This window comes from Rubinisphaera margarita (assembly GCF_022267515.1).
Taxonomy (GTDB): Bacteria; Planctomycetota; Planctomycetia; order Planctomycetales; family Planctomycetaceae; genus Rubinisphaera; species Rubinisphaera margarita.
The window spans coordinates 266,659-287,479 of sequence record NZ_JAKFGB010000009.1; the positions used below are offsets into that span (position 1 = coordinate 266,659).

The window sequence follows — 20,821 nt, forward strand, 5'->3', positions numbered from 1 at the left end:
TCTTACAGCATTCTGAGACTCGGGAGATATCACACCACTTTCTTGCTGCACATATTTCAACGAGACAGTAGTCTGAAGAATCGGCAAGAATTTTCGACCGCCTGTCGATTTCGATCCGGGCCGATCGTCTACTGAGTGTTGACCTCAATACTTCTCTTCAGGGAGTTCTGCGATGAATCCGCGTACGATCTGTCTTTCGACAATGCTTCTGTTCCTGCTGGCCGGAACTCTGCTCGCCGAGGAAACGCCTCAACTCCCGCAGCCGGCTGAGGAGCATCAGTGGTTGAAGAAGTTTGAAGGGACCTGGAAGACTCAGGCCAAAGCGGAAGCCGGGCCGAATATGCCAGCGATGGAATGCTCGGGCACGATCAAATCGCAGATGCTGGGCGGCTTCTGGGTGCTGAACGAGATGATCAGCGAAGCGGGCGGCATGACGTGCCGCGGCGTCCAGACGATCGGCTACGATCCGGAAAAGAAGAAGTTCGTCGGCACCTGGGTCGATTCGATGACCAACCACATGTGGCAGTATGAAGGAACGTTGAACGAATCGGGGACGACGCTGACACTCTCCGCCGAAGGGCCCAACATTATGGCTGGCGGCGAAATGATGCAGTTCCAGGACATCTACGAGTTCAAGTCCGACGACGAGGTCCTCATTTCCTCACGCATGCTCGGTAAGGATGGCCAGTGGATCACCTTCATGCAGGGAACCGGGCAGCGTGTGAAGTAACTCGCGGGAGGCGATGCCCGTCGTTCGGACATCGCAGATTCCCGTAAGTCGTGTTACTCCAGCGGAAAGTCGATTTCGTTTTCGTCATCACCGACCGTGGCGGTCAGTCCCGAGGTCGCATCCCGGCTGTACTTTTCCGGAATCAACGCCTTCGGCTCGGTCGCCTCGTCTTCCGGCAGTCCCGTCCCCATATCGAGAGCAGTGATTGTCACCTTGTGCTCCCCGAGGACAGCGCCGTCGGCACTGAAATATGTCTTCATGACATAAGACCCGTCGGGCTGAATCTGGCCGGTCGCCGGCGGACCGCCCCCCACCGGAATAAACATCACCGTGCCGGTGGTCACCGGCTTGCCCTGATAACTGACAGTCCCCTGAACCCGCGCGGTCTGGGCCAGATCACTGGACGATTCACACCCGACCAGACCGGTGAGGATAACAGCGAGACTAACAGACGACACAACGCAAGAACGCAATAGACCAAACATAAGTGGAACTCTTTGAACGAAGTGTAAAGGAAGAAACCTTGACGTTGATCAGCGGGCCTTACAGCTCGCCGATCACTTCGCCTTCACCGCGGGTCGACAGCCGCTTCAGCACGTCCAGGTCCATGTATTCGCTGAGGAACTGCGTGCTCCCGTCGCAGAACAGGAAGTGAGCACCCCCAGCGTGGGGACTCGTGAACGGCGTGTTGTTCGTGGCGAATGAACCGGTGTAGTTGATCGGGTACTGAATGTACTTGTTGTCGATCTGCAGGAAGCCGCCTCCCGAGTAGTAGTAATAGCCCCAAGTCCACGGCTGAATTCCGCCCCACCCCTTCTTCTGGGCATCGGTCCAACCCTTTGAACTGGACGATTCGCCAAGCAGGATCGTGTTGGTCGTTCCGTCGGTGATGTGGGCCATCCGCACCTTACTGGTGGGATAGATAATTCCCGACGTGCTGTAATCGCGGCTCGAACTCGAACCGGCGATGATCCCTACATCGGACGAACCACCATTGCCGCGATAATGCATTGCGCCATGACTGACGAGCCAGGTGAGGGTCGAGTGCTGAATGTCCGGGCTCGTGTTTCCGAGCGGAGACGAGGGACAGGCCAGAGTCGGAACGGGAGTCGTGTAAGGAACCGAATCGCCATAGTGCGGAGCCGACGTGTAACGGTACGGCGTCGATGTCACGAGTGCATCTGGCGACAGTGAATTCATCTCATCATACATCGCCCCTTCTTCCAGAAACGGGAAGATGCGGGCGGCCCAGCCGATGCGATAGCTTGTCACCTGCAGTCCGCCGGGAGGAAAGACTGAGTGCACATCGTGATAGTTGTGCAGCGCCAGTCCGAGCTGCTTCAGGTTGTTCTTACACTGAGTTCTGCGAGCCGCCTCGCGCGCCTGCTGAACGGCCGGAAGCAGCAGAGCTACAAGAATAGCAATAATCGCGATCACAACGAGAAGTTCGATCAACGTGAAGCCGCGTGAGAAGTGTGGAGAGCGTTTCATCAACATGTCCTTATTGCCCGATCAGGAAATTACGGAATGAATTCGGTCGGAGGGAAAGTTTCAGTTTCAGACCCGCGAAGACTGCTGCTCATTTCTGCAAAGCTGCTTAATTCCTGGTCGTCTCAGTGAGGCAGGAATCGAGTCTCGTGAGGTCAAAAGGAAGGATTCACCGGAGAAAAAGGAGGCGTAATCAATCTGGAAGGCAATAACGCACATCCCGTGCCACTGCGACTTCTCCGCCTCAGGCTGGGAACGCCACCTCGGATTCGGTTATGATTTTCACATCGGCAAACCACCCTCAACCGTCCCCCCTATCGGAGAGCGATTATGCCAGCTGCTTCCTTCCAGACGTCTCGTCGAGGTTTTCTTCAGTCTGCTGCGGGAGCTGCGGCTCTCGCCACGTTCGGGTCGCCCGCCATTCTCAGAGCCAGTCAACTTGAGAAACTCAACGTCGCTTTCATCGCCGTTGGCGGACGCGGCGGACGGAACTTGAAAGAAGTGACCGCCGATCCAGATGTCAACGTCGTTGCTCTCTGCGATGTGAACGAACAGAACCTGCAGAACGCCGCCCGGCTCTTCCCCCAGGCCCGCAAGTACATCGACTTCCGCAAACTCTACGAAGACGGCACAGACGACATCGACGCCGTCGTCGTCAGCACGCCCGAACATACACACGCTTATGCGACGATGCCGGCTCTTCTTCGTGGGAAGCATGTCTATTGCGAGAAGCCGCTGACGCATAACGTCGAAGAAGCCCGGCTCATCACGCAGGCCGCCGCCAAGGCCAATGTCGCCACGCAGATGGGAACGCAGATTCACGCCGGCTCCAATTACCGCCGCGTGGTCGAAGCCATTCAGTCTGGTGCGATTGGCGATGTCACCGAATGTCATGTCTGGGTCTCGCGTGCCTGGGGACGCCAGTCGGCTGAAGACGCCGCGAAGAACAAGGACCGCGTGCATGTCATGGAGCGTCCGACTGAAGCCGATCCGATTCCCGATTATCTGAACTGGGACCTGTGGCTCGGCCCTGCGAAAGAGCGTCCGTTTAACAACGTCTACTTCCCCGGCCCGAAATGGTATCGCTGGTGGGACTTCGGCAACGGCACGATGTCCGACCTCGGCAGCCACTGGGTCGATCTCCCCTACTGGGCGATGCAGCTCGATGCTCCGCTGACTGTGGAAGCGTTCGGCCCGGAACCGCATCCCGAGATCGCCCCCGCTTCGATGCACGTGAAATACGAGTACGGCTCCCGCGGAAAGTTGCCCCCCTGTTCGCTCACCTGGTATCAGGGAGCCGACAAGCCGGAGATCTGGACAAAGGGCGAGATTCCGCAATGGGGCAACGGCGTGCTGTTCATCGGCACGAAAGGGATGCTGCTCTCCGACTACGGCAAACACGTCCTGCTGCCTGAAGGCGAGTTCAAGGACTACGAGCCGCCCGAGCAGTTCCTTGGCGACTCCCCGGGGCAGCATCAGGAATGGGTCAACGCCTGCAAGAACGGCACCCCGACCGGCAGCCCCTTCAGCTACGCCGGCCCACTGACCGAAGCCAACCACCTCGGCAACGTCGCCTTCCGAGCCGGCCAGAAGATTCACTGGGACGCCGAAGCGATGAAGGTGACCAACGTCTCTTCAGCCAACCAGTACCTCAGCAGAGAACCCCGAAAAGGCTGGAGCTTGAAGGGCTAAACCAATCATCGGGTGCCATGCCCACGCTCGCGTGGGCATGCGCTTTCCAATCACTTTCCAGAGCACCAACCATGAACACTACCGTTCGCCTCCCGCTGCTCATCCTCAGCTTCTGTTGTCTGATTGCGCAGGGCGTGTTCGCCGAAGAGACTCCCGCAGTCTCCCCCGAATCACTCCGAAACACGATCGCGAAGAGTCTCCCCTATCTTGAAACGGCTGGCGTCGCCTGGATTGAGGAGAAGGATTGCGTTTCGTGTCATCGCGTCAGCTTTCAGAGCTGGAGCTATAATGCCGCGGCTTCCCGGGGCTTTTCAGAAACCGAAGCCAGGGCCCGCACCTGGCTCGACTGGTCGGTAGCCAAGTCGCTGGAACCGAATCCGGAGACTGAAAAGATCTCCGGCGAGACTAACATCGATGGACTCTCTCAGCTTCTGCTCGGACATCGGGCCGGGACAGCCGTGCCGATGAAGGAGAACGAACAGCAGCAGTTCGTCGAACTGATTCTGAAAACTCAACTCGAAGACGGCTCCTGGGTTGCCGCCGGTCAGCTGCCGATGCAGAAACGTCCCAAACGCGAAACCGCCGAAGTGAGTACGATGTGGAACCTCCTCGCCCTCCACACGGCTGGTGACTCCACGGCAGTGGACGCGGCGATTGAGCGCGCCAAGGCGTGGATCGCTGAGGCCAAACCGGCTGTCAGCTCGGAATGGCACGCTGTCCGTCTGCTGCTGGCCGATATGGAGAACAACGAGTCGGTTCGCGAAATGGAGCTGGAACAACTGCGATCGCTGCAGCGGGAAGACGGCGGCTGGGGCTGGCTGATCGACGCCGAAAGCGACGCCCTCGCCACCGGCCAGGCCCTGTATGCACTCGCAGCCGTCGGCGTTGATTCGCAGGATCCGGCAATCGTCCGCGCTCAACAGTACCTCATCAACACCCAGACCGAAGACGGCTCCTGGCCCGTCCACGGCACCAAAACGAAGAAGAAGGATCAGGTGGAAGAAACCGCCACCTACTGGGGCACGGCGTGGGCGGTAATCGCTCTGCTCGAGACGATGGAGTAATCAGCCGTAGGTCAGGCACTGCCTGACGAGCACTGAACGTCGTTCGAAGCAATCGCGTCAGGCGGTGCCTGACCTACGAGAGCAACAATGGAATCGATTGGACAGATTCGCTGGTCAGGTCACGGTGCAGCCAGCTCCCGCTAGTACAATAACGTTTCGCAGAAAGGCAGATCGCTGCGATGAATCCAAACGATTTAATCGAACAATACTCGATCATGATCTATGAGCCTCCGTTAATTCACTCGCGCGAGGATGGCACGATTCGCGATCTCTCGAATCCCCTATCGGTCATCATGCTGATCATTGACTTCGATTCTGAAGTCTCGATAAATGGGATAAACAACTTTCTAGGCAACAGTACCGGGCGATTCGCTCATGAAATCGTTAGAGCCTTACAGATCATTGGTTGTGATCCCGAGGCCGCTCAACTTCAACAGATACTCGATATTGCCGAGACCGCTGGAATGACGCGTGAGGCCATCCAGCAGGAACGCTCCGGTCTGGGTCTGTTCGCGGTGACCAGTTTTTCCGAATTGCATGGCGACAAATGGGACGCAGCGTGCGCCGAAATCGACACGATTGAATCGGAGATCGACTATTCAAAAATTAGCCGCCATGCCACGAAATTCGTCGCGACTCATGCGGACGTGTTCGAAGCCGCCATTGGACATGCGAGCTGACGATGAAGGCTGAGAGGCAACCACGATCGCGACGACACAATCGGCGGGTGACACTGGCGTCTCGCCAGTGCGGCTTAACAATCAACCACATGATTGAATCGGTATCACATCCCATGAAGCACTGGCGGGACGCCAGTGGCACCCTTCGGACACTGCATCATCGAAATAAACATGCCCACGCGAGCGTGGGCATGGCACCCGGGTTTTCTATCCGACGGAATGCATGGCGGTGGTCAGGTGGGGTTCCGGGCTGATGAGCATGTCGAGGTCGAGGTCGGCGATGGAGTCGACGACGAGGTCCGGCTGGAAGGCGTAGTTCTTCAGGTCTTCACGACGGGTGCCGCCGCTGAGGACGAGAACGGTCTGGTAGCCGAGCTGGACACCGCCGAGGATGTCGGTTTCCATCGTGTCGCCGATGATCGTGGTCTGTGACGCCGAAAGTCCGAGTTCCTTGCGAGCCGAACGCATCATGATCGGGCTCGGCTTGCCGACGCTGAACGCTTTCATGCCGGTTGCCGATTCCAGCATGGCAACAATCGCCCCGCAGCCGGGACGCAGTCCATGTTGGGTCGGGCAGTTCGGGTCCATGTTGGTGGCGATCAGCTTGGCGCCGCCTTTGATCAGGTTGCAGGCTCGTTCGAGCATTTCCATCGTGAAGGTGCGACCTTCGCCGACCACGACGTAGTCGGGATGCGAATCGACGATCGAGTAGCCGACGTCGTGCAGAGCGCTGTGCAGTCCTCCTTCGCCGATGACATACGCCGTGCCGTTCGGCTTCTGTTCGGACAGAAACGTGGCGGTCGCCTGGGCGCAGGTGTAGACATGATAGTCTTCGACCGGCATGCCCATCCGCCGAATCTTCGTGGCGACATCTCTGCGGGTTCGCTGGCTGTTGTTGGTGAGAAACGAAAACGGAAGGCCAACGTCCAGCAGGTGGCCCACGAATTCGTCGGCTCCGGGAATCAGTTCGCTGCCTCGATAAATCACGCCATCCATGTCGAGTAACAGCCCGTGCTGAGAGGTCAGGGTCCTCTTCATATCCTTGCTCCTTGTCGCTTGCTCCGTTGTGGAAACGGAGCCCGTGTTGGTGGGGTGATGCCGGGGAGTCGCCGCATCACTGAGTGGGGAGGGAACGCGAGCACCGCGCCGTTGAGCAACAGACCTCATCGCAGATGGTGTGCCATCAACCGATGTTACCGACGCCTTACTGGCAGAATTATTTCTGAAGTCGTGTGATACGTGGGGTTTCGAAAAATTCCCGGATGCCTCCGACAGGAGGGCCCGACGCCGTCATCTGTTCAGGCGACGCAATTCATGTCGATACGTTTGCGTATCTGCGCGGACGTCTCCGCCCGGAATTGCGCAAGTCGATTCTGAAATCTGCCTGGCCGGAATCCGGCTGGTGCACGCGGTTCGGCCGCCTATGATGGGAGATTCACCTAGAGAAGAGGAGTCCCCAGTGAGTGCAGTCCCCTGGTTTGTCGCGGTCGGAGCGATTCTGATCATCCTTGCGCTCACATCCTCATTTTTGAGCCGCCTGCCGTTAAGCACTTCTGTGGTCTGTCTAGTTCTCGGAATCCTGCTCGGCCCGATGGGGATCGGACTGGTGGAGCTCGAACTGATTCGGGATGCCGCGTTGATCGAGCGGCTCACTGAAGTCGCGGTCATCATCTCTCTATTCGCGGCCGGCCTGCAGTTGCGGCTGCCATTCGACCGCCGGGAATGGGGCCTGTCGCTGACTCTGGCGACGCTGGGAATGGTGCTCACGATCGGTCTGATCGCCGGATTGGGCGTGTTGATCGGATTGCCGATTGGAGCAGCCGTCATTCTGGGAGCCGTGCTCGCCCCGACAGATCCCGTCCTCGCCTCCGACGTTCAGGTCAAGCATTCCACGGACGACGATCCGTTGCGGTTCGTCCTGACGGGGGAAGCCGGCTTCAACGATGGAGCCGCCTTTCCGTTTGTCATGCTCGGTCTGGGTCTGCTGGGTCTGCACGAACTCGGCGACTGGGGCTGGCGGTGGTGGATGGTCGATGTCATCTGGGCTGTGCTCGCGGGGCTGAGTATCGGGGCGGCTCTGGGAACCGCAGTCGGACATGTCGTGTTGTACCTGCGTCGTCAGGAGGAAGCTCTCGGTCTCAACAATTTCCTCGGCGTGGGGCTGATCGCGATCTCGTACGGAGCCGCTTTGTGGATGCATGCCTATGGATTCCTGGCCGTCTTTGCAGCCGGACTGGCGTTGCGACATCTCGAACGAAGAGCCGAAACCCAACCGCCGAGCGAGTCTCTGCGAAACGCCGCCGGAGCGGAAACCGAGGAGCAGCTCGCGACTGCGGAAGAAACGGCTCCGGCCTATCTGGCGGAGGCGATTGTGAACTTCAATTCGCATCTGGAACACTTCGCCGAAGTGACTCTCGTCATCCTGATCGGCGCATTGCTGCGACCAGAAATGGCGAGCTGGCAACTCGTCGCCACTGTCGCGGCAGTGATTCTCGTAGTCCGGCCAGTCGCCGTTCTGCTGGCAATTGCGGGCATGCCGATCCGACGGATTCAGCGAGCCTACATCGCCTGGTTCGGCATCCGGGGGATTGGCTCGATCTATTATCTCACGTATGCGATCGAACACGGCTTCCATTCCCCGCCGGTCGAAACGGTCGTCAATCTCGCCTTCGCCACGATCGCCACGTCGATTCTGGTTCACGGTATCACCGTCACCCCGCTGATGAACTTCTATAGCCGGCATACAGACGAAGACCAGTCTTCACCTGAGGAAGCCAGCGAAAAGTCGTGACCAGTCGGTTCGTGAGCGAGATTCGGTGAGCCGGGCTGCTGCTCGTCAAAGAAACACAAAGACGAGGTAGAAGCCGAAGGGAGAGAAGATCGTCAGCATGATCCCCACGAGGGTCAGCAGTCCGCTCGTCGGCCAGGAGTGATGCCACCGGTGAGCCCCCCACACTCCGAGGCCCCAAAATCCGAAAACAATGAGCGGGAACCCGCGATACAGGAACGGCATGTACTTGCCTTCCGGAAAGATCAGCATGAGCGCATACGGCGAGAAGACCATGAACGCTGCACTCGCCAGTGCCACCGGCAGAATCAGTATGGCTGACCAGAACAACGCCATCTGAGGGACTCGCTCGAGCCGATAATCGGATTTGCGAAACTTGATCATCTGAACTCCCCGGAACAAGATGGCTTCCGCAGATCGCCCGCAATCCCACCGAACTCCTTTCGCGGACCTTTCATCCTATCACAACACCCTTGCCCGGGGCCCGCCATTCCTGAACGATCCTCCATGAGCGGAAATGCCGCAGGCGTTCGGCATGCAAGATGCGTGTGCCGCTTCCAGAAGAAAGTAAGCGGTCTGTGAGGGATTGAGCGTCTCAATCATGCATTGAGGATAGGCAACGATGCCCGGGCGACTTGCTTTCTTCGACGAGGGCCGATTTCTTTTTCGCTTTTTCTGGACCTTCTATCAGGAGACCTACGGAATGACTGGCAAGTCTGCGGACATGGGCCGCACTCTCCACAAGCCCTCCGGCTTCACGCTCATTGAACTTCTAGTAGTGATCGCGATCATTGCTATTCTTGTCGCACTGCTCCTTCCGGCCGTTCAGCAGGCCCGCGAAGCGGCTCGACGGAGCTCCTGCAAGAACAACCTGAAACAGATGGGTCTGGCCCTGCACAACTATCACGATGTGCACAGCGTCTTTCCCTACTCGACCGCCAACGCCTCGTCCAACGCCGGCACGCCGACAGGCTCGAACGTGCTGAACCATTCCGGCTACGTGCTGCTGCTTCCGTACCTCGAGCAGCCGGCGCTGTACGATCAGTACAACCACAGCTGGGCCTATGGCATTCGCAATGAGAGCGGCGGCGTGGTGGCGGGCGGCACGGATCCCAACGTCAACACGAACCTGAATCTCTCGAAGACGCGGGTCGAAGTCTTCCTCTGTCCTTCCGATTCCGGTTCGGCTACGTATGGCTCGGCGAATGCCTCGTATGGCTGCGGCGTGACCGATTCCTACCGGGCCTCCTACGGATTCAGTGTCGCTTACGGCAATGGCGGCACGTTGTGGTCGTCGACCGGACAAACGACGCGGGCTCTGTTCGGACTCAACTCGCGGAGCAAGATGCGGGACATCAAAGACGGGACATCGAATACGGTCGCCTTCGTAGAAACGACCCTCGAAGTCGACGATGGTGAAACGCTCTCATGGGGCTGCTCCTCGCACGTGGGACAAGGCGTGAACCTGACCGCTTCGCGAGGCATTAACAACTTCCGCTGCTGTTCCTGGCGGACGCCGCCCGATCAGCAGTATCAGTACGGCCGCAACGGAGAATGGGGCGAACCCGGCTCGCTGCATCAGGGAGGCATTCAGGTCGCCCTGGCCGACGGTTCTGTCCGCTTCATTTCGGAGAACATCGACACCAACACGCGACGCTATCTGGCCCGCATTGCCGATGGCCAGGTGATGGGCGAGCTGTAATTCGAGCAGCGATCCCCGTAACACTCCTTTGATGACCGACCGCTCCCCGCTGGCTGCATCCCCGCCAGCGGGGAGTCTTCTCTCTGACCTCTGTGAAGACAAAGAATCGCTCCATGGTTTCCTTCGCCCACTCCCACCGCCTCGTGTTGGCCTGTTTCACCCTGATCTTCCTGACCGGCTGCTTTGCTTCGGAAGAGACCGGCCCGGAGAAGATCCTCATCCCCGTCACGGGCACCATTCTGCTCGATGGCGAACCGCTCGCGAACGCAGCCGTCAATTTCCAGCCCACCAAAGGGACGACCACTCAAGGCGCGTACGGCGTCACGGACGCAGCGGGCAAGTTCACCGCGAAGCAGTACTCGCAAACCGAAGGCGTGGAGCCGGGAACGTATAGCGTGACCTTCTCCAAAATCGCGATGCCCGACGGCAGCCCGATTCCCGAAGGACAGACCGCCGCCGACGTCGGAGCCGTCGAAAGCCTGCCTCCCCATCTCACGGCGGCCAGCGAAACCGGCAGCAAGTACGTCCTGACCGTCGCAGCCGAACCCGTCCTCGCCGACTACGAACTCAAATCCCGCCCGTAAAGTTCGCTGCAGCCGCCCCCACAATGTCGGTTCTGGCGTTCAGCTCGAGGGCGTATCGACTTAGCGCTCGCGCCAGAGGATTGCTTCCGGGAGGTTCATCGAACGCCACGTCTCTTCGATCTCGTTCCGGAAGCGGCTGGCATCGACCGGGTAGCCGCGAGTGGCTCTCACGGCTGGACAGTGTTCGCTCCAGTAACGGTTGAACTGTTCCATGCACAGCTCTCTCACGTACTTGGCCATCATCGAAGCGACGGCGACCGGAAGGTAGCGTTCGCTGTTCACGGAGAAGGACAGAGAGATGTTCTGGCAACGATACCGACTCAACTTCTGCGACTCCGCTTCGGTCATGAAAAAGTGATCGGGAAAGGCTTCGGTCAGATAAGGCAGGTATCGATTCCGTCCGCCATGTTTGTCGGCCATCACTTCGACCTTCGCCGCGTCGTCCGGCCAGATGTTCTGCAGCAGGGCGAGTGTTTCCCGGGTGAGGACTTCGCTCTTGTTGCCATACTTCACGGTCAACTCGTTAAAGACCTCTGGACAAACCACCCGCACCCGAACGGCTTCGAGCCGAACGCGCGACTGTGTGAAACCGCGGCGAACCGTTGAAGAGGCCAGAGATATCTCCGACTCATCAGCCGCCAGTGGCAAACCGAAGTCTTCGCACTGATACCAGGGCTGCCGGTCGAACGCATGGGGCAGGGAACCTCCCAGCAGCGTGCTCACCAGCCCGGCGAAACCAAGTCGATCGGTCGGGTTTTGCACGGGGACATCGAGGGCATGGAACAGACTCATGACGGACCGTTCAAGCGCAGCCAGTCCGCGGCTCGAGGAATAAACCTCTTTGGAGTCGCCGACATGCAGTCGGGAATCGTCACGGGAGGGCCGGTTGGTCAGCACCTGCTCCAGTTTTTCCCAGAGCGAGTCGACAGGCAGTCGCGCTGGAACTGACCAGAGTGTGGCTCCGATCACCAGCGGCCCCAACTTCGGCCCGTAACCAGCCTCATCCAGGCCGATGAGATAGCGTTTATTAGGCGCAGCAACGGTGCTCATCGACTCACCGCCTTTCGCCAGAGAATGCGGTCAGGGCGTTTGCAGTCGCAGCAGGCCGACGGCTCCGAACTGGGGCTCAGCTGTCGTCTGGCCGTTCCAGCTTTGAACCCCTTCACCCGGCAGAATTCGTGAGAGCGAAACTGCCCACACGGGATTGCGAGCGCCTCCCGGCGGTTCGAGTTGAGCCCGCGGGATGGCGATTTCGACCTGCCAGCTCTCGGTGTCACCATCACAGGCGACGTACCATTCCGGATTCCAGCTTTCATCCTGTCCACAACGTTCCTTCGTGTATCCTCGCTGATCGACTTCGAACACGTACGACGTCTGATAGTCCCGATCGACATCAATCGAGAACTGCAATCGGTCGAAGCCACTCAGATCGGCATCATAGTAGCGTCCCCCTCGGATCGGCAAATCGTCCGGAAGATTCGGCCGCCGCGGAAAGCGTCCCGCCACGTAGAAGTACTCTTCATCGAACGTGCAGAGCACAATCGGCGTTTCTTCGCCGGGGGCATTCATGAGCGAAGGCTGCCCGACAGTTGGTTTCAGACGGAGTTCTTCCGCGGTGACCCAGCATTCTTCGGTGATCTCGGCGTCCAGTCGTGGCGGTTTCGTCGCATTCAGGCAGAGGCTGAACACGCCGGGTGGCAACCCCTGCTGACTCTGCAGCCAGAACTCGCCCACGGCGATGCGAAGACGCGGGTTGCGGATCTGTCGTTCATCCAGTTCTTCGACGAGCAGAAAGTGCCCGTACAAGTCGTTGGCGGCCCGCTCGGCTCCCTGTTCGCGAAGAAGGGCGGCGAGAGGAAACTGCACTTCAGCCGTGGCGGCGACCTGGGGATGGTCGCTTTTCAGAAACTCATAGAGCGCGACTGCTCGCTGTCGCCAGGTGGCTTCCCAGGCCGACTTCTCCTGCTGGCTGCCACTGGAGAGGGAAGCCGCGACTTCCGAGGTGGAAACGGCCGGGGTGACAGGATCCAGTGAATCATCGATCTTCTCGCCGGCAACCTGTTCGATGCCGGAAGAACTCCTGGAGGGAGTCGACGTCTGAAATTCGTTCCGCAGTTTGCCAGCGCCGCGTCCCTGGAGTCGAAGTTGCCGCATCTCCCGCGAACTCCAGAACTGAATCAACTCGAGTGCAGCTGTTCCGGCCAGAGGCTGGGCGGGGTAGTCTTCGACAATGCGGGACAGGACCGCTTCGCAGTAGTCCCAGTCGTGATTCGTGCGATACTCGCAGGCGAGTTCGTAGAGTTGCGTTGCCGCCTGTTGTGGCGTCATGCCTCGCACGAAGTCGTTGAGCTGAGCGATGGTCTGAGCAGCGGTCTGCTCTTCGGAAAGATTCTTCTTGACGTACGCATGCAAGTTCCGCTGGCGGCGGGCCACTTCCTCGCCCCGCTGATCCGCCTCGTCGGTGGGGAGGAGGACTCTCCGGGCATCGCTGCCGGGACCGAGTACGATTCCGGTAAACAGATCGTGCATTCGCAGATTCTGAGGAATCGGAGTGAGGCTCGAAACGGCGTAACTCTCGAACAGGGGCGGCAGTGCTTCGGGACCGCCGGTCATGCGGAATGCAGGAACCGCTGCCGAACGGACCGACTGCTTCAGTCGCGGCAGGTACTCGCTATTGTCCAGCACAAGGTCGCCCCCCTGACCGGATCGATTCCGCAGAACGACCCGGGCGACCGGCCATGGATCCAGCCCGGTCATGGTTTTGAGTTGAGGCACAGCTGTGGGATCTCCAGCCATGCGGATGGCATTCTCCAGAGCCTGCTGCATCATCTTGCCGGCCTGATCGTTTTCGACCGGAGCATCCAGGACGACGACGGTCGGACGATACGTTCTCAGATCGCGAACGAGATGGATCAGGACCTGTTCGGAGAGCAGTCCGTCTGTCGCCTGATTCCAGCGGGAAATCAACTGCTGTTGATTTTCTCTCAACTCGGGAAGATCCAGTGGCAGCGTCCAGCCGGTCAGGCTTGTGCTGCCCGCCGAGATCTGGTTGGCCGTTTCGAACCGCAACGACGTCGCAACCGCCTGTGGGGTCTCTTCTCGGTCATTTGCCGAAGACAACGCCACGATGCCGGACCGATACCCATGATGCCCGCTGTAGCGAGCGATCAGACTGAACGAGGACTCATCGGGAACAGTCGCAAACTGCAGCAGCGCCAGTCGCCGCGACGGACCACCGGCGAGTTGCCAGGTGCTGCCTCCATCGGACGTCTTCACCACGGTTCCGAGCTCGCCGACTGCGTAGCCGTGGGAATCGTCGACGAACGTGATCGCATTCAATGGGACTGTGGAGGGCGTCGGCACCATTTGCCAGGTCTGTCCGCCATCGGTCGATCGCAGGATGGCACTGCCAGGGTGCCCGACCATCCAGACCGAATCGCCGCGGACAGCCACGTCGCGGAAGTCCATGATCCGCTGCAACTCTTCAGGGATTTCTCGCGGAGGATCCTGCCAGGAAGCGCCGCCGGGTGAGTAGCGGATCAACCCGCCCTGACCAACCAGCCAGCCTCGGGCCGAGTCGTCGACGGCGACTGATCGAATCGCCTTGTGGCCCCAGTTGATGCCGGGGTCGAGAAACAGCTGATTGCCGCCGAACAGTGCCACGCGACCCTGTTCACCGACCAGCACGCCGCTCTCATGATCGGTGAAACTCCCGGCCAGCCAGCGGAACTGACGAGGATGTTGAACACCACGCCAGGTCTTGCCGCCATCGGAGGTCCGCCAGATGCCCGACGGATTCTGCGGAGAGGGCTCTCCACAGACGACGCCGTGACTGAGATCGAAGAATTGCAGATGCTGCACGTAGCCGAGATCGACGGGGGCCTGGATCGACCATGTCTCTCCGCCGTCGCGCGTTGCCAGAACGCATCCCTGGGTCGTGCGTCCATCCGCGGAGACCGCTCCCCCGGCAACCCAGCCGATGCGATCGGTCAGGAACTGGACCGCCTTCCAGTCGCAGGCCACGGGAGTCGGCAACAGCGTCCATGTCTGACCGCCATCGGTGGTTTTTCGAACCGTTCCCCGTGTGCCCACCGCGAAGCCGAGCGATGGACCGACGAAGGAAACATCGTGCAGAGTCGCATCGTCCTGCAGCACGATTTCTTCCGGCGTCAGCGGAGGAGCCGTCGATTTGTCGGCGGCGGCCAGCGGAACGGAGCAGAGACAAAGAAATAGCAGCAGCCAGCTGCCAGGCCGGGCACGTCGTCCATGACCATGCATGAGTTCTTACTTTCCGGTGCTCCCGAACCGGCCCGGTTCGTCCATCCTGACAGACCAGACCGTTTCGTTTATGGAGAAGTGTGATTCAGAGTTCGCTGATGTCGGGAGTATTCATCATTTCTTCGTGTCCACGAAGTTCGAGGACGGCGCGTTTGAGATAGCGGCGGCCTTCGTCGAAGCGAGGAATCTGGGCCCGGAACTGATCGTAGTTCTGGGCGATCAGGTCGGGACGATTCTCTCCATCGATCAGCGATCGCGTCAACGCGAGCAGTGCCGGCTCCATCTTCTCACGAATGTCCTCGGAGACATGCCGAGCCGCATTTCGAAGAGCTTTCGTCAGCTTCAGTACGTCCTCACGGTCGGCCTTCCGATCCGCTTCCGACAGCTGCCGCATCGCCGTCGAACATTTCTTATGGGACAACTGCGTGACATCAACCAGCCGCCCGAACGGGTTCTGCGTCGATGTGGAGCTGATCTCCCGCTCCTGAGCTTTCTTCAGTCCCCGGCTTGCCGCCTCGAGTTCCGGATTGATTGCCAGAGCCGCCTGATAATGGGCAATCGCCAGACGATTGTTGTTGAGATCCAGATACGCGTTCGCCAGATTCAGATGAGCCTGATCGAACTGTGGATTGAGCTTGATCGCTTCCTTATACGCCGGAACAGCCAGTTCCGGATGCCCGGAGTTGCGGTGCGCAAAGCCCAGGTTGTAGTAGGCATCGAAGTTCTGCTTGTCCCGCTGAATCGCTTTCCGCAACGCAGAGACTGCTTCCGGATACTGCTTAAGACGATTGTAAACCGCACCCAGATTGGTCAGCGGTTTGGAACTCGTGGGATCCTCATCGGCAATCTGCTGATAACAGGCACACGCCTGCGCAAAATCTTTGGTGCGGAAGTAGCACATCGCACGCATTTCGAGCACATCGAGCATCTCGTGAGCAGGCAGTCCGCTCACCGCGTCGAGCACCTCCAGTGCTTCCGCGTATTGACGCTGACGTATCAGCGTCATCGCTTCTGTTTTCGTCTGTTCCAGCATGCCGGGTGCCATCGATTCTCCCTGAGTGAGCACACAGACCGATCAATCAGCACGACTTGACAATGTGCGGACTCAACCTGCCGGAGGCGAGTCACGGGCAATGTAGACGCGATATGAAATAATAAGCGTCTACAAATGCGTTGTAAATCAGTGTTCGCCGCGAACGCCCAATTTCGGACGGAGTTTCGCCTAAACTCCTGTTGTGGAGGACTTTAGTGCGCTGAACAAAGGGTTCCGGGGCGAACTCGTGGCGGAGTATAGTGGAAGTTCGCACATTTGGGCAAAGTGAATTTTATCGCGGTTCGATCCGATCCTTGCCGACCCACTTCCTCAGCACTTCTGGCACCACAACACTGCCATCGGCCTGCTGATTGTTTTCCAGCAGAGCGATCAAGGCTCGCGTCACCGCAACGGCGGTCCCATTCAGGGTGTGCACGAACTGAGTCCCCTTCGTGCCCTGCGTCTTGCAGCGGACATTCAAGCGGCGGGATTGATAATCCGTGCAATTCGAGCAGCTCGTGACTTCGCCATATTCGCCAGACTCCCCTCGTCCTGGCATCCATGCTTCGAGGTCGAACTTGCGATAAGCCGGGCCGCCCATATCGCCGGTTGCGATATCGAGCACGCGGTAGGGAATTCCCAGACCCTGGAAAATCTCTTCCTCGATTTTCAGGATCTGCTGGTGGAACTCGTCGGACAGCTTCGTGTCGGGAGCAGTGAAGCCGAAGATTTCGACTTTGGTGAACTGGTGCACGCGGTAAATCCCGCGGGTTGCCCGTCCATGAGCGCCGGCTTCGGTGCGGAAGCAGTGCGAAATCCCGGCGACTTTAATCGGCAGTTTGTCGACATCGAGCGTCTCGTCCTTGAGCATCCCGCCCAAGGTAATCTCGGCCGTGGCGACCAGATTCAAATCGGTATTCTCGATCGAGTAGATCTGGGCCTCGTCACCGCGGGGATTGAAGCCGACCCCTTCGAGCACCTCATCGCGGGCCAGGTCGGGGGTTGTCATGATCGTAAAGCCCTCGGCCAGCAGCTTTTCGACAGCATACTGCACCAGAGCCAGTTCGAGTAGAACGGCTTCGTTCTTCAAGAAATAGAAGCCATGCCCGGCGACCTTGCCACCTGCATTCAGGTCGAGTAGATCGAGCTTCTCCGCGATGTCGACGTGATCGAGCGGCTTGAAATCGAACTGCGGTTTGTCTCCGACTTCCCGAACCGTGACCGAGTCATCCTCGCTGCGACCGACCGGGGCGTCGGGATGCGTCATGTTCGGAATCTGTGACTGGATTTCCCGCAGCTTCTGCTCGACCTCTTTCTGCTGTTCTTCAACCTTGCCGACCTGCTCGCGGAGTTCTTTTCCCTGAGCGATCAACTGCGGCTTCTCGTCTTTCGAGGCCTTCGGAATGCGGCTGGAGACTTCCTTCTGTTCGGAACGCAGTTTGTCCCCGCTGGTGATCAATTCGCGGCGCTGATCGCGGAGTGCAATCAGAGCGTCGAGGTCGACACGGATGCCACGGTTTTCACAATTCTGGCGAACCTGGTCGAGTTCATCACAGATAAACTGCAGATCGAGCATGATACGTTTTCAACTGGTGAGCAGGCGTGAATAAAAACAGCCGCCCCCGCGGGCAGCAGTGAGCCCGGATTATGGCAGACACCCGCCCGCCTGTCACCACTGGTTCGCCGTCGCATCAAATTCAACTGACCTGAACCGCGCCAGGCCGCGAGAGCGAATTCGAAATCCAGATGCAGACGACTGCAGGAGAAGCTCGAAAATGCGCTAAAACGAACCGGCAATCTGCTGCAGAGCGTCCGCCAGTTTCTCAATTTCTGATTCACTCGTCGTGCTGCCAAAGCTGATCCGCACAGTTCCTCCCAGCTCGGCTGTTCCCAGCCACTGGTGAGCCTGCGGGGCGCAGTGAAACCCGGTGCGGACTTCGATCTGGAAGTATTCATCCAGAATCGTGCCGACAACCCGCGGATCCTGCCCCTCGACATTCAGGCTGAGGACGCCGACTCGCAGTTCCCCGGGAAGGTCGGGGAGAGAGACTGTCACGCCCGGAATCCCCTTGAGCCGGTCGAGGCAGAACGCAGTCAACTCCCGCTGATGAGCGGCGTCGTCCGCGATCGATTCCGGCGACATTGCTTCGAGCGAGGCGGCCAGCCCGATCAGTCCCGGCACGTTTCTGCTGCCCGACTCGTAACGATACGGCAACTCCGCCGGCTGCACCGCCTGTTCACTCTGCGTTCCGGTGCCGCCGAACTGCAGGGGAGGAATCCGGTCTTCAAGGCCCGGCTGCAGGTAAAGAAACCCGGTCCCGAGTGGAGCGAGTAATCCCTTATGACACGGAGCGGCCAGCAAGCTGCAGCCCATCTCCTGCACATCGATCGGCAGATGCCCAACCGTTTGAGCCGCGTCGATCAACGAAAGGATCCCGCGCTCCTTCGCCAGCTGGCAAATCTCGCCGACCGGCTGAATCACGCCCGTGACATTCGAGGCATGCACGCAGCAGATCAGTTTCGTCTCAGAAGTGATCGCCGCTCGAACATCGCCGGGATCAGTTCGCCCATCCGCTCCCGGCTCCACTTCAGTGATCGTCACCCCGCGATCCGCAGCAGCGGCGAGAGGGCGCAGCACCGAGTTGTGCTCCCAGCTTGTGACAATCACATGGCCCGGCTCCTGGCCCAGACAGCCGAGCGCCAGATTGAGAGCTTCCGTTCCACTGGTGGTGAAGACCACGCGATCGGCCGATTCCGCATGAATCAGCGACGCCAGCTTCTTGCGTCCGCCCTCAATCTCCTGCCCGATCGTGACGGCTCTGCGATAACTTCCGCGGCCAGCCGAAAGCCCTTCCATCTGCAGATACCGGGCAATCCGCGCAGCAACACGCTCCGGCTTCGGGGCACTCGTGGCGGCATGATCAAGATAAATGACATCGTCCATGCCGGCATTCTAGTGAGCACCTGGTCAAGGGGCGAGAACCAACCGGGGATGGCACAGAGATTCATCTCTGCGTTGCCCAGCAACAAGCGGCTTGTCTTTAGCTTTCTCCGAACACCTGGCCGTTTCTGTCCACGATCGATCGCGCCGTTTCAAGCAAGAAAATCGGGCCGTGACAGTCATCGGTCGTGCGAGCGAGAAATAAATTACGTCGCCGTGCCGGGTGCCATGCTTGCATCGCGAAGCAGGGCAAGCATGCCAGAAACGTCAGCTACTTCCAGAACTGATGAGGGACCGTCGTCACACGACGAAACGAAACGAGTCGAGTCATAGTAGCTTCCTCCGACCCCAACTCTCAAAGGGCGTCCATTGGGCATGCTTGCCCTGCATCTTCAATGCGATGCAAACATGGTCCCCTTGGGCGAAAGTCGCAACGTCTAGCTGATAATCTCATGCACGACGTTACCGTGGACATCGGTCAGGCGCATATCCCGGCTGCTGTGGCGGACGGTGAGGCGTTCGTGGTCGATGCCGAGCAGGTGCAGCATGGTCGCGTGCAGGTCGTGAATCTGCAGTTTGTTTTCGATCGCGTAGTAGCCGTATTCGTCGGTCGCACCATAAGCCATGCCCCCTTTGACGCCGCCGCCAGCCATCCAGACGGTGAAGCCGGACGGATTGTGATCGCGGCCGTTGGTGCCCTGGGCCATCGGCGTGCGGCCGAATTCGCCCGCCCAGATGACGAGCGTTTCATCGAGCATGCCCCGCTGCTTCAGATCTTTCAGCAGTCCGGCGATCGGCTGGTCGACCGCCAGGGCGTTGTTCTCGTGGCCCTCCTTCAGCCTGGAATGCTGATCCCAGCGATCGCCACGAACAGCCGGGCAGGTCAGTTCGATAAAGCGGACGCCCCGTTCCACGAGCCGGCGGGCGACCAGGCATTGATGGGCGTAAGTCCGCGTCTGCGGGAACTCGGCTGTCAGGCCGTAGAGCTCCTGCGTCTCTTTCGACTCGCCGGTGATGTCCATCAGCCCGGGAACCGAAGTTTGCATGCGATAGGCGAGTTCATAGTTGGCGATGGCCGATTCAATCGCATCGTGCGGGCCGGTCTGTTGCAGCAGCGCATTGTCGAGCTGACGCATCAGGGCCATCTTCCGCTGCTGCCGATCGGACGACGTTTCCCGAGGCACGATATCGGCGACCGGGACCGAGCCCTGCTTGAAGAGCGACCCCTGATAAGTGGCCGGCAGGAAGCCGTTGTGAAAACAGTCGAGTCCACCCGGCGGAATCAGTCCGCCATTCAGGACGATGAAGCCGGGCAGATTCTGCGATTCGGTGCCAAGTCCGTAACAGGTCCACGCTCCCATACTCGGCCGCCCCTGCAGGCCGTGGCCGGTGTGCAGGAAGTAGTTGGCGTTGGTGTGCTCGGGGAAAGCCGAGGTCATCGAGCGGATGATGCAGAGGTCATCGATGCATTCGGCGGTTCTGGGAAACAGCTCGCTGACCGGCAGCCCGCTTTCGCCGTAGTTGCGGAACTTCCAGGGGGACTTGAGCACCTTGCCGATGTTGTCGAACTGCGTCGCCTGCACCTTGGCTTTGATCGGATTGCCGTGCTCTTTCTCGAGCAGCGGCTTCGGGTCGAACGAATCGACCTGCGACACGCCGCCGTCCATGTAGAGAAAGATGACGCTCTTCGCTCGCGGCGTGTGGTGCGTTCCGGTGGTCCGCAGATCGCCCGCGGCGAACGCATCACTCATGAGCGCACTCAGAGCAGCCGCCCCGAAGCCGTTCGCCGACTTCTGCAGGAACTCCCGTCGCGGCATCGCTGATCGAAATCTCATCTCAAC

Annotated in this window: 17 protein-coding genes; 7 read left to right on the forward strand and 10 right to left on the reverse strand. The window is 59.3% G+C overall.

The genetic code is table 11. The annotated features are described in order from the left end of the window. The first annotated feature begins 172 nt into the window (after window positions 1-172). Entirely contained in the window at window positions 173-730 is a 558-nt protein-coding gene (locus L1A08_RS04425) for a DUF1579 domain-containing protein (protein ID WP_238754643.1), read from the forward strand. Window positions 731-783: 53 nt separating this feature from the next. Here L1A08_RS04425 and L1A08_RS04430 read toward each other — a convergent pair whose 3' ends face one another. Together L1A08_RS04430 and L1A08_RS04435 are read right to left on the reverse strand one after the other, a co-directional pair. After that, window positions 784-1,188, reverse strand: a complete 405-nt coding sequence (locus L1A08_RS04430) for a hypothetical protein (protein WP_238754646.1) — start codon at window positions 1,186-1,188, stop codon at window positions 784-786. An 85-nt stretch (window positions 1,189-1,273) separates the two neighbouring features. After that, entirely contained in the window at window positions 1,274-2,221 is a 948-nt protein-coding gene (locus tag L1A08_RS04435) for a DUF1559 domain-containing protein (protein ID WP_238754648.1), read from the reverse strand. A 327-nt stretch (window positions 2,222-2,548) separates the two neighbouring features. Here L1A08_RS04435 and L1A08_RS04440 point away from each other — a divergent pair, with 327 nt between their 5' ends. From L1A08_RS04440 to L1A08_RS04450, 3 genes are all read left to right on the forward strand, one after another. Beyond that, window positions 2,549-3,910, forward strand: a complete 1,362-nt coding sequence (locus L1A08_RS04440) for a Gfo/Idh/MocA family protein (RefSeq protein WP_238754650.1) — start codon at window positions 2,549-2,551, stop codon at window positions 3,908-3,910. A gap of 71 nt (window positions 3,911-3,981) precedes the next feature. Continuing rightward, entirely contained in the window at window positions 3,982-4,974 is a 993-nt protein-coding gene (locus tag L1A08_RS04445; protein WP_238754652.1) for a prenyltransferase/squalene oxidase repeat-containing protein, read from the forward strand. Window positions 4,975-5,153: 179 nt separating this feature from the next. After that, the gene (locus tag L1A08_RS04450; protein WP_238754654.1) at window positions 5,154-5,654 is read left to right on the forward strand and encodes a DMP19 family protein; all 501 of its coding nucleotides are present in this window, start codon (window positions 5,154-5,156) and stop codon (window positions 5,652-5,654) included. 207 nt (window positions 5,655-5,861) lie between these two features. Here the strand turns inward: L1A08_RS04450 and L1A08_RS04455 are convergent, their stop codons facing one another. Then, window positions 5,862-6,692 (reverse strand): HAD-IIA family hydrolase, encoded by an 831-nt coding sequence (locus tag L1A08_RS04455; protein WP_238754656.1) that lies wholly within the window; start codon window positions 6,690-6,692, stop codon window positions 5,862-5,864. Window positions 6,693-7,113: 421 nt separating this feature from the next. Between L1A08_RS04455 and L1A08_RS04460 the strand changes: the two genes are divergently transcribed. Continuing rightward, a complete protein-coding gene (locus L1A08_RS04460; protein WP_238754659.1) occupies window positions 7,114-8,445 on the forward strand; it encodes a cation:proton antiporter in 1,332 nt (443 codons plus the stop codon). A 45-nt stretch (window positions 8,446-8,490) separates the two neighbouring features. On the opposite strand, the gene L1A08_RS04465 is transcribed toward L1A08_RS04460, so the two are convergent. Continuing rightward, complete coding sequence (locus tag L1A08_RS04465; RefSeq protein WP_238754661.1) at window positions 8,491-8,826, reverse strand: hypothetical protein; 336 nt, start codon at window positions 8,824-8,826, stop codon at window positions 8,491-8,493. 319 nt (window positions 8,827-9,145) lie between these two features. On the opposite strand from L1A08_RS04465, the gene L1A08_RS04475 reads away from it, so the two are divergent. Beyond that, on the forward strand, window positions 9,146-10,144 hold the full coding sequence (locus L1A08_RS04475; protein WP_315860549.1) for a DUF1559 domain-containing protein: 999 nt from the start codon (window positions 9,146-9,148) through the stop codon (window positions 10,142-10,144). A 113-nt stretch (window positions 10,145-10,257) separates the two neighbouring features. Further along, window positions 10,258-10,728: a carboxypeptidase-like regulatory domain-containing protein gene (locus L1A08_RS04480; protein WP_238754663.1), complete on the forward strand. Its 471-nt coding sequence runs from the start codon at window positions 10,258-10,260 to the stop codon at window positions 10,726-10,728. Between the two features lie 60 nt (window positions 10,729-10,788). Here the strand turns inward: L1A08_RS04480 and L1A08_RS04485 are convergent, their stop codons facing one another. The 6 genes from L1A08_RS04485 to L1A08_RS04510 all read right to left on the reverse strand — a co-directional run bounded on the left by L1A08_RS04485 (window position 10,789) and on the right by L1A08_RS04510 (window position 20,815). Then, window positions 10,789-11,778: a hypothetical protein gene (locus L1A08_RS04485; RefSeq protein ID WP_238754666.1), complete on the reverse strand. Its 990-nt coding sequence runs from the start codon at window positions 11,776-11,778 to the stop codon at window positions 10,789-10,791. A gap of 30 nt (window positions 11,779-11,808) precedes the next feature. Beyond that, window positions 11,809-15,006, reverse strand: a complete 3,198-nt coding sequence (locus L1A08_RS04490) for a YCF48-related protein (RefSeq protein WP_238754668.1) — start codon at window positions 15,004-15,006, stop codon at window positions 11,809-11,811. 85 nt (window positions 15,007-15,091) lie between these two features. Continuing rightward, a complete protein-coding gene (locus L1A08_RS04495) occupies window positions 15,092-16,051 on the reverse strand; it encodes a tetratricopeptide repeat protein (protein WP_238754670.1) in 960 nt (319 codons plus the stop codon). Between the two features lie 280 nt (window positions 16,052-16,331). After that, entirely contained in the window at window positions 16,332-17,615 is a 1,284-nt protein-coding gene (gene serS, locus L1A08_RS04500; RefSeq protein WP_238754672.1) for a serine--tRNA ligase, read from the reverse strand. 204 nt (window positions 17,616-17,819) lie between these two features. After that, window positions 17,820-18,983, reverse strand: a complete 1,164-nt coding sequence (locus L1A08_RS04505; RefSeq protein ID WP_238754674.1) for an aminotransferase class V-fold PLP-dependent enzyme — start codon at window positions 18,981-18,983, stop codon at window positions 17,820-17,822. Between the two features lie 434 nt (window positions 18,984-19,417). Next, window positions 19,418-20,815: a DUF1501 domain-containing protein gene (locus tag L1A08_RS04510; RefSeq protein WP_238754675.1), complete on the reverse strand. Its 1,398-nt coding sequence runs from the start codon at window positions 20,813-20,815 to the stop codon at window positions 19,418-19,420. Window positions 20,816-20,821 lie beyond the last annotated feature (6 nt).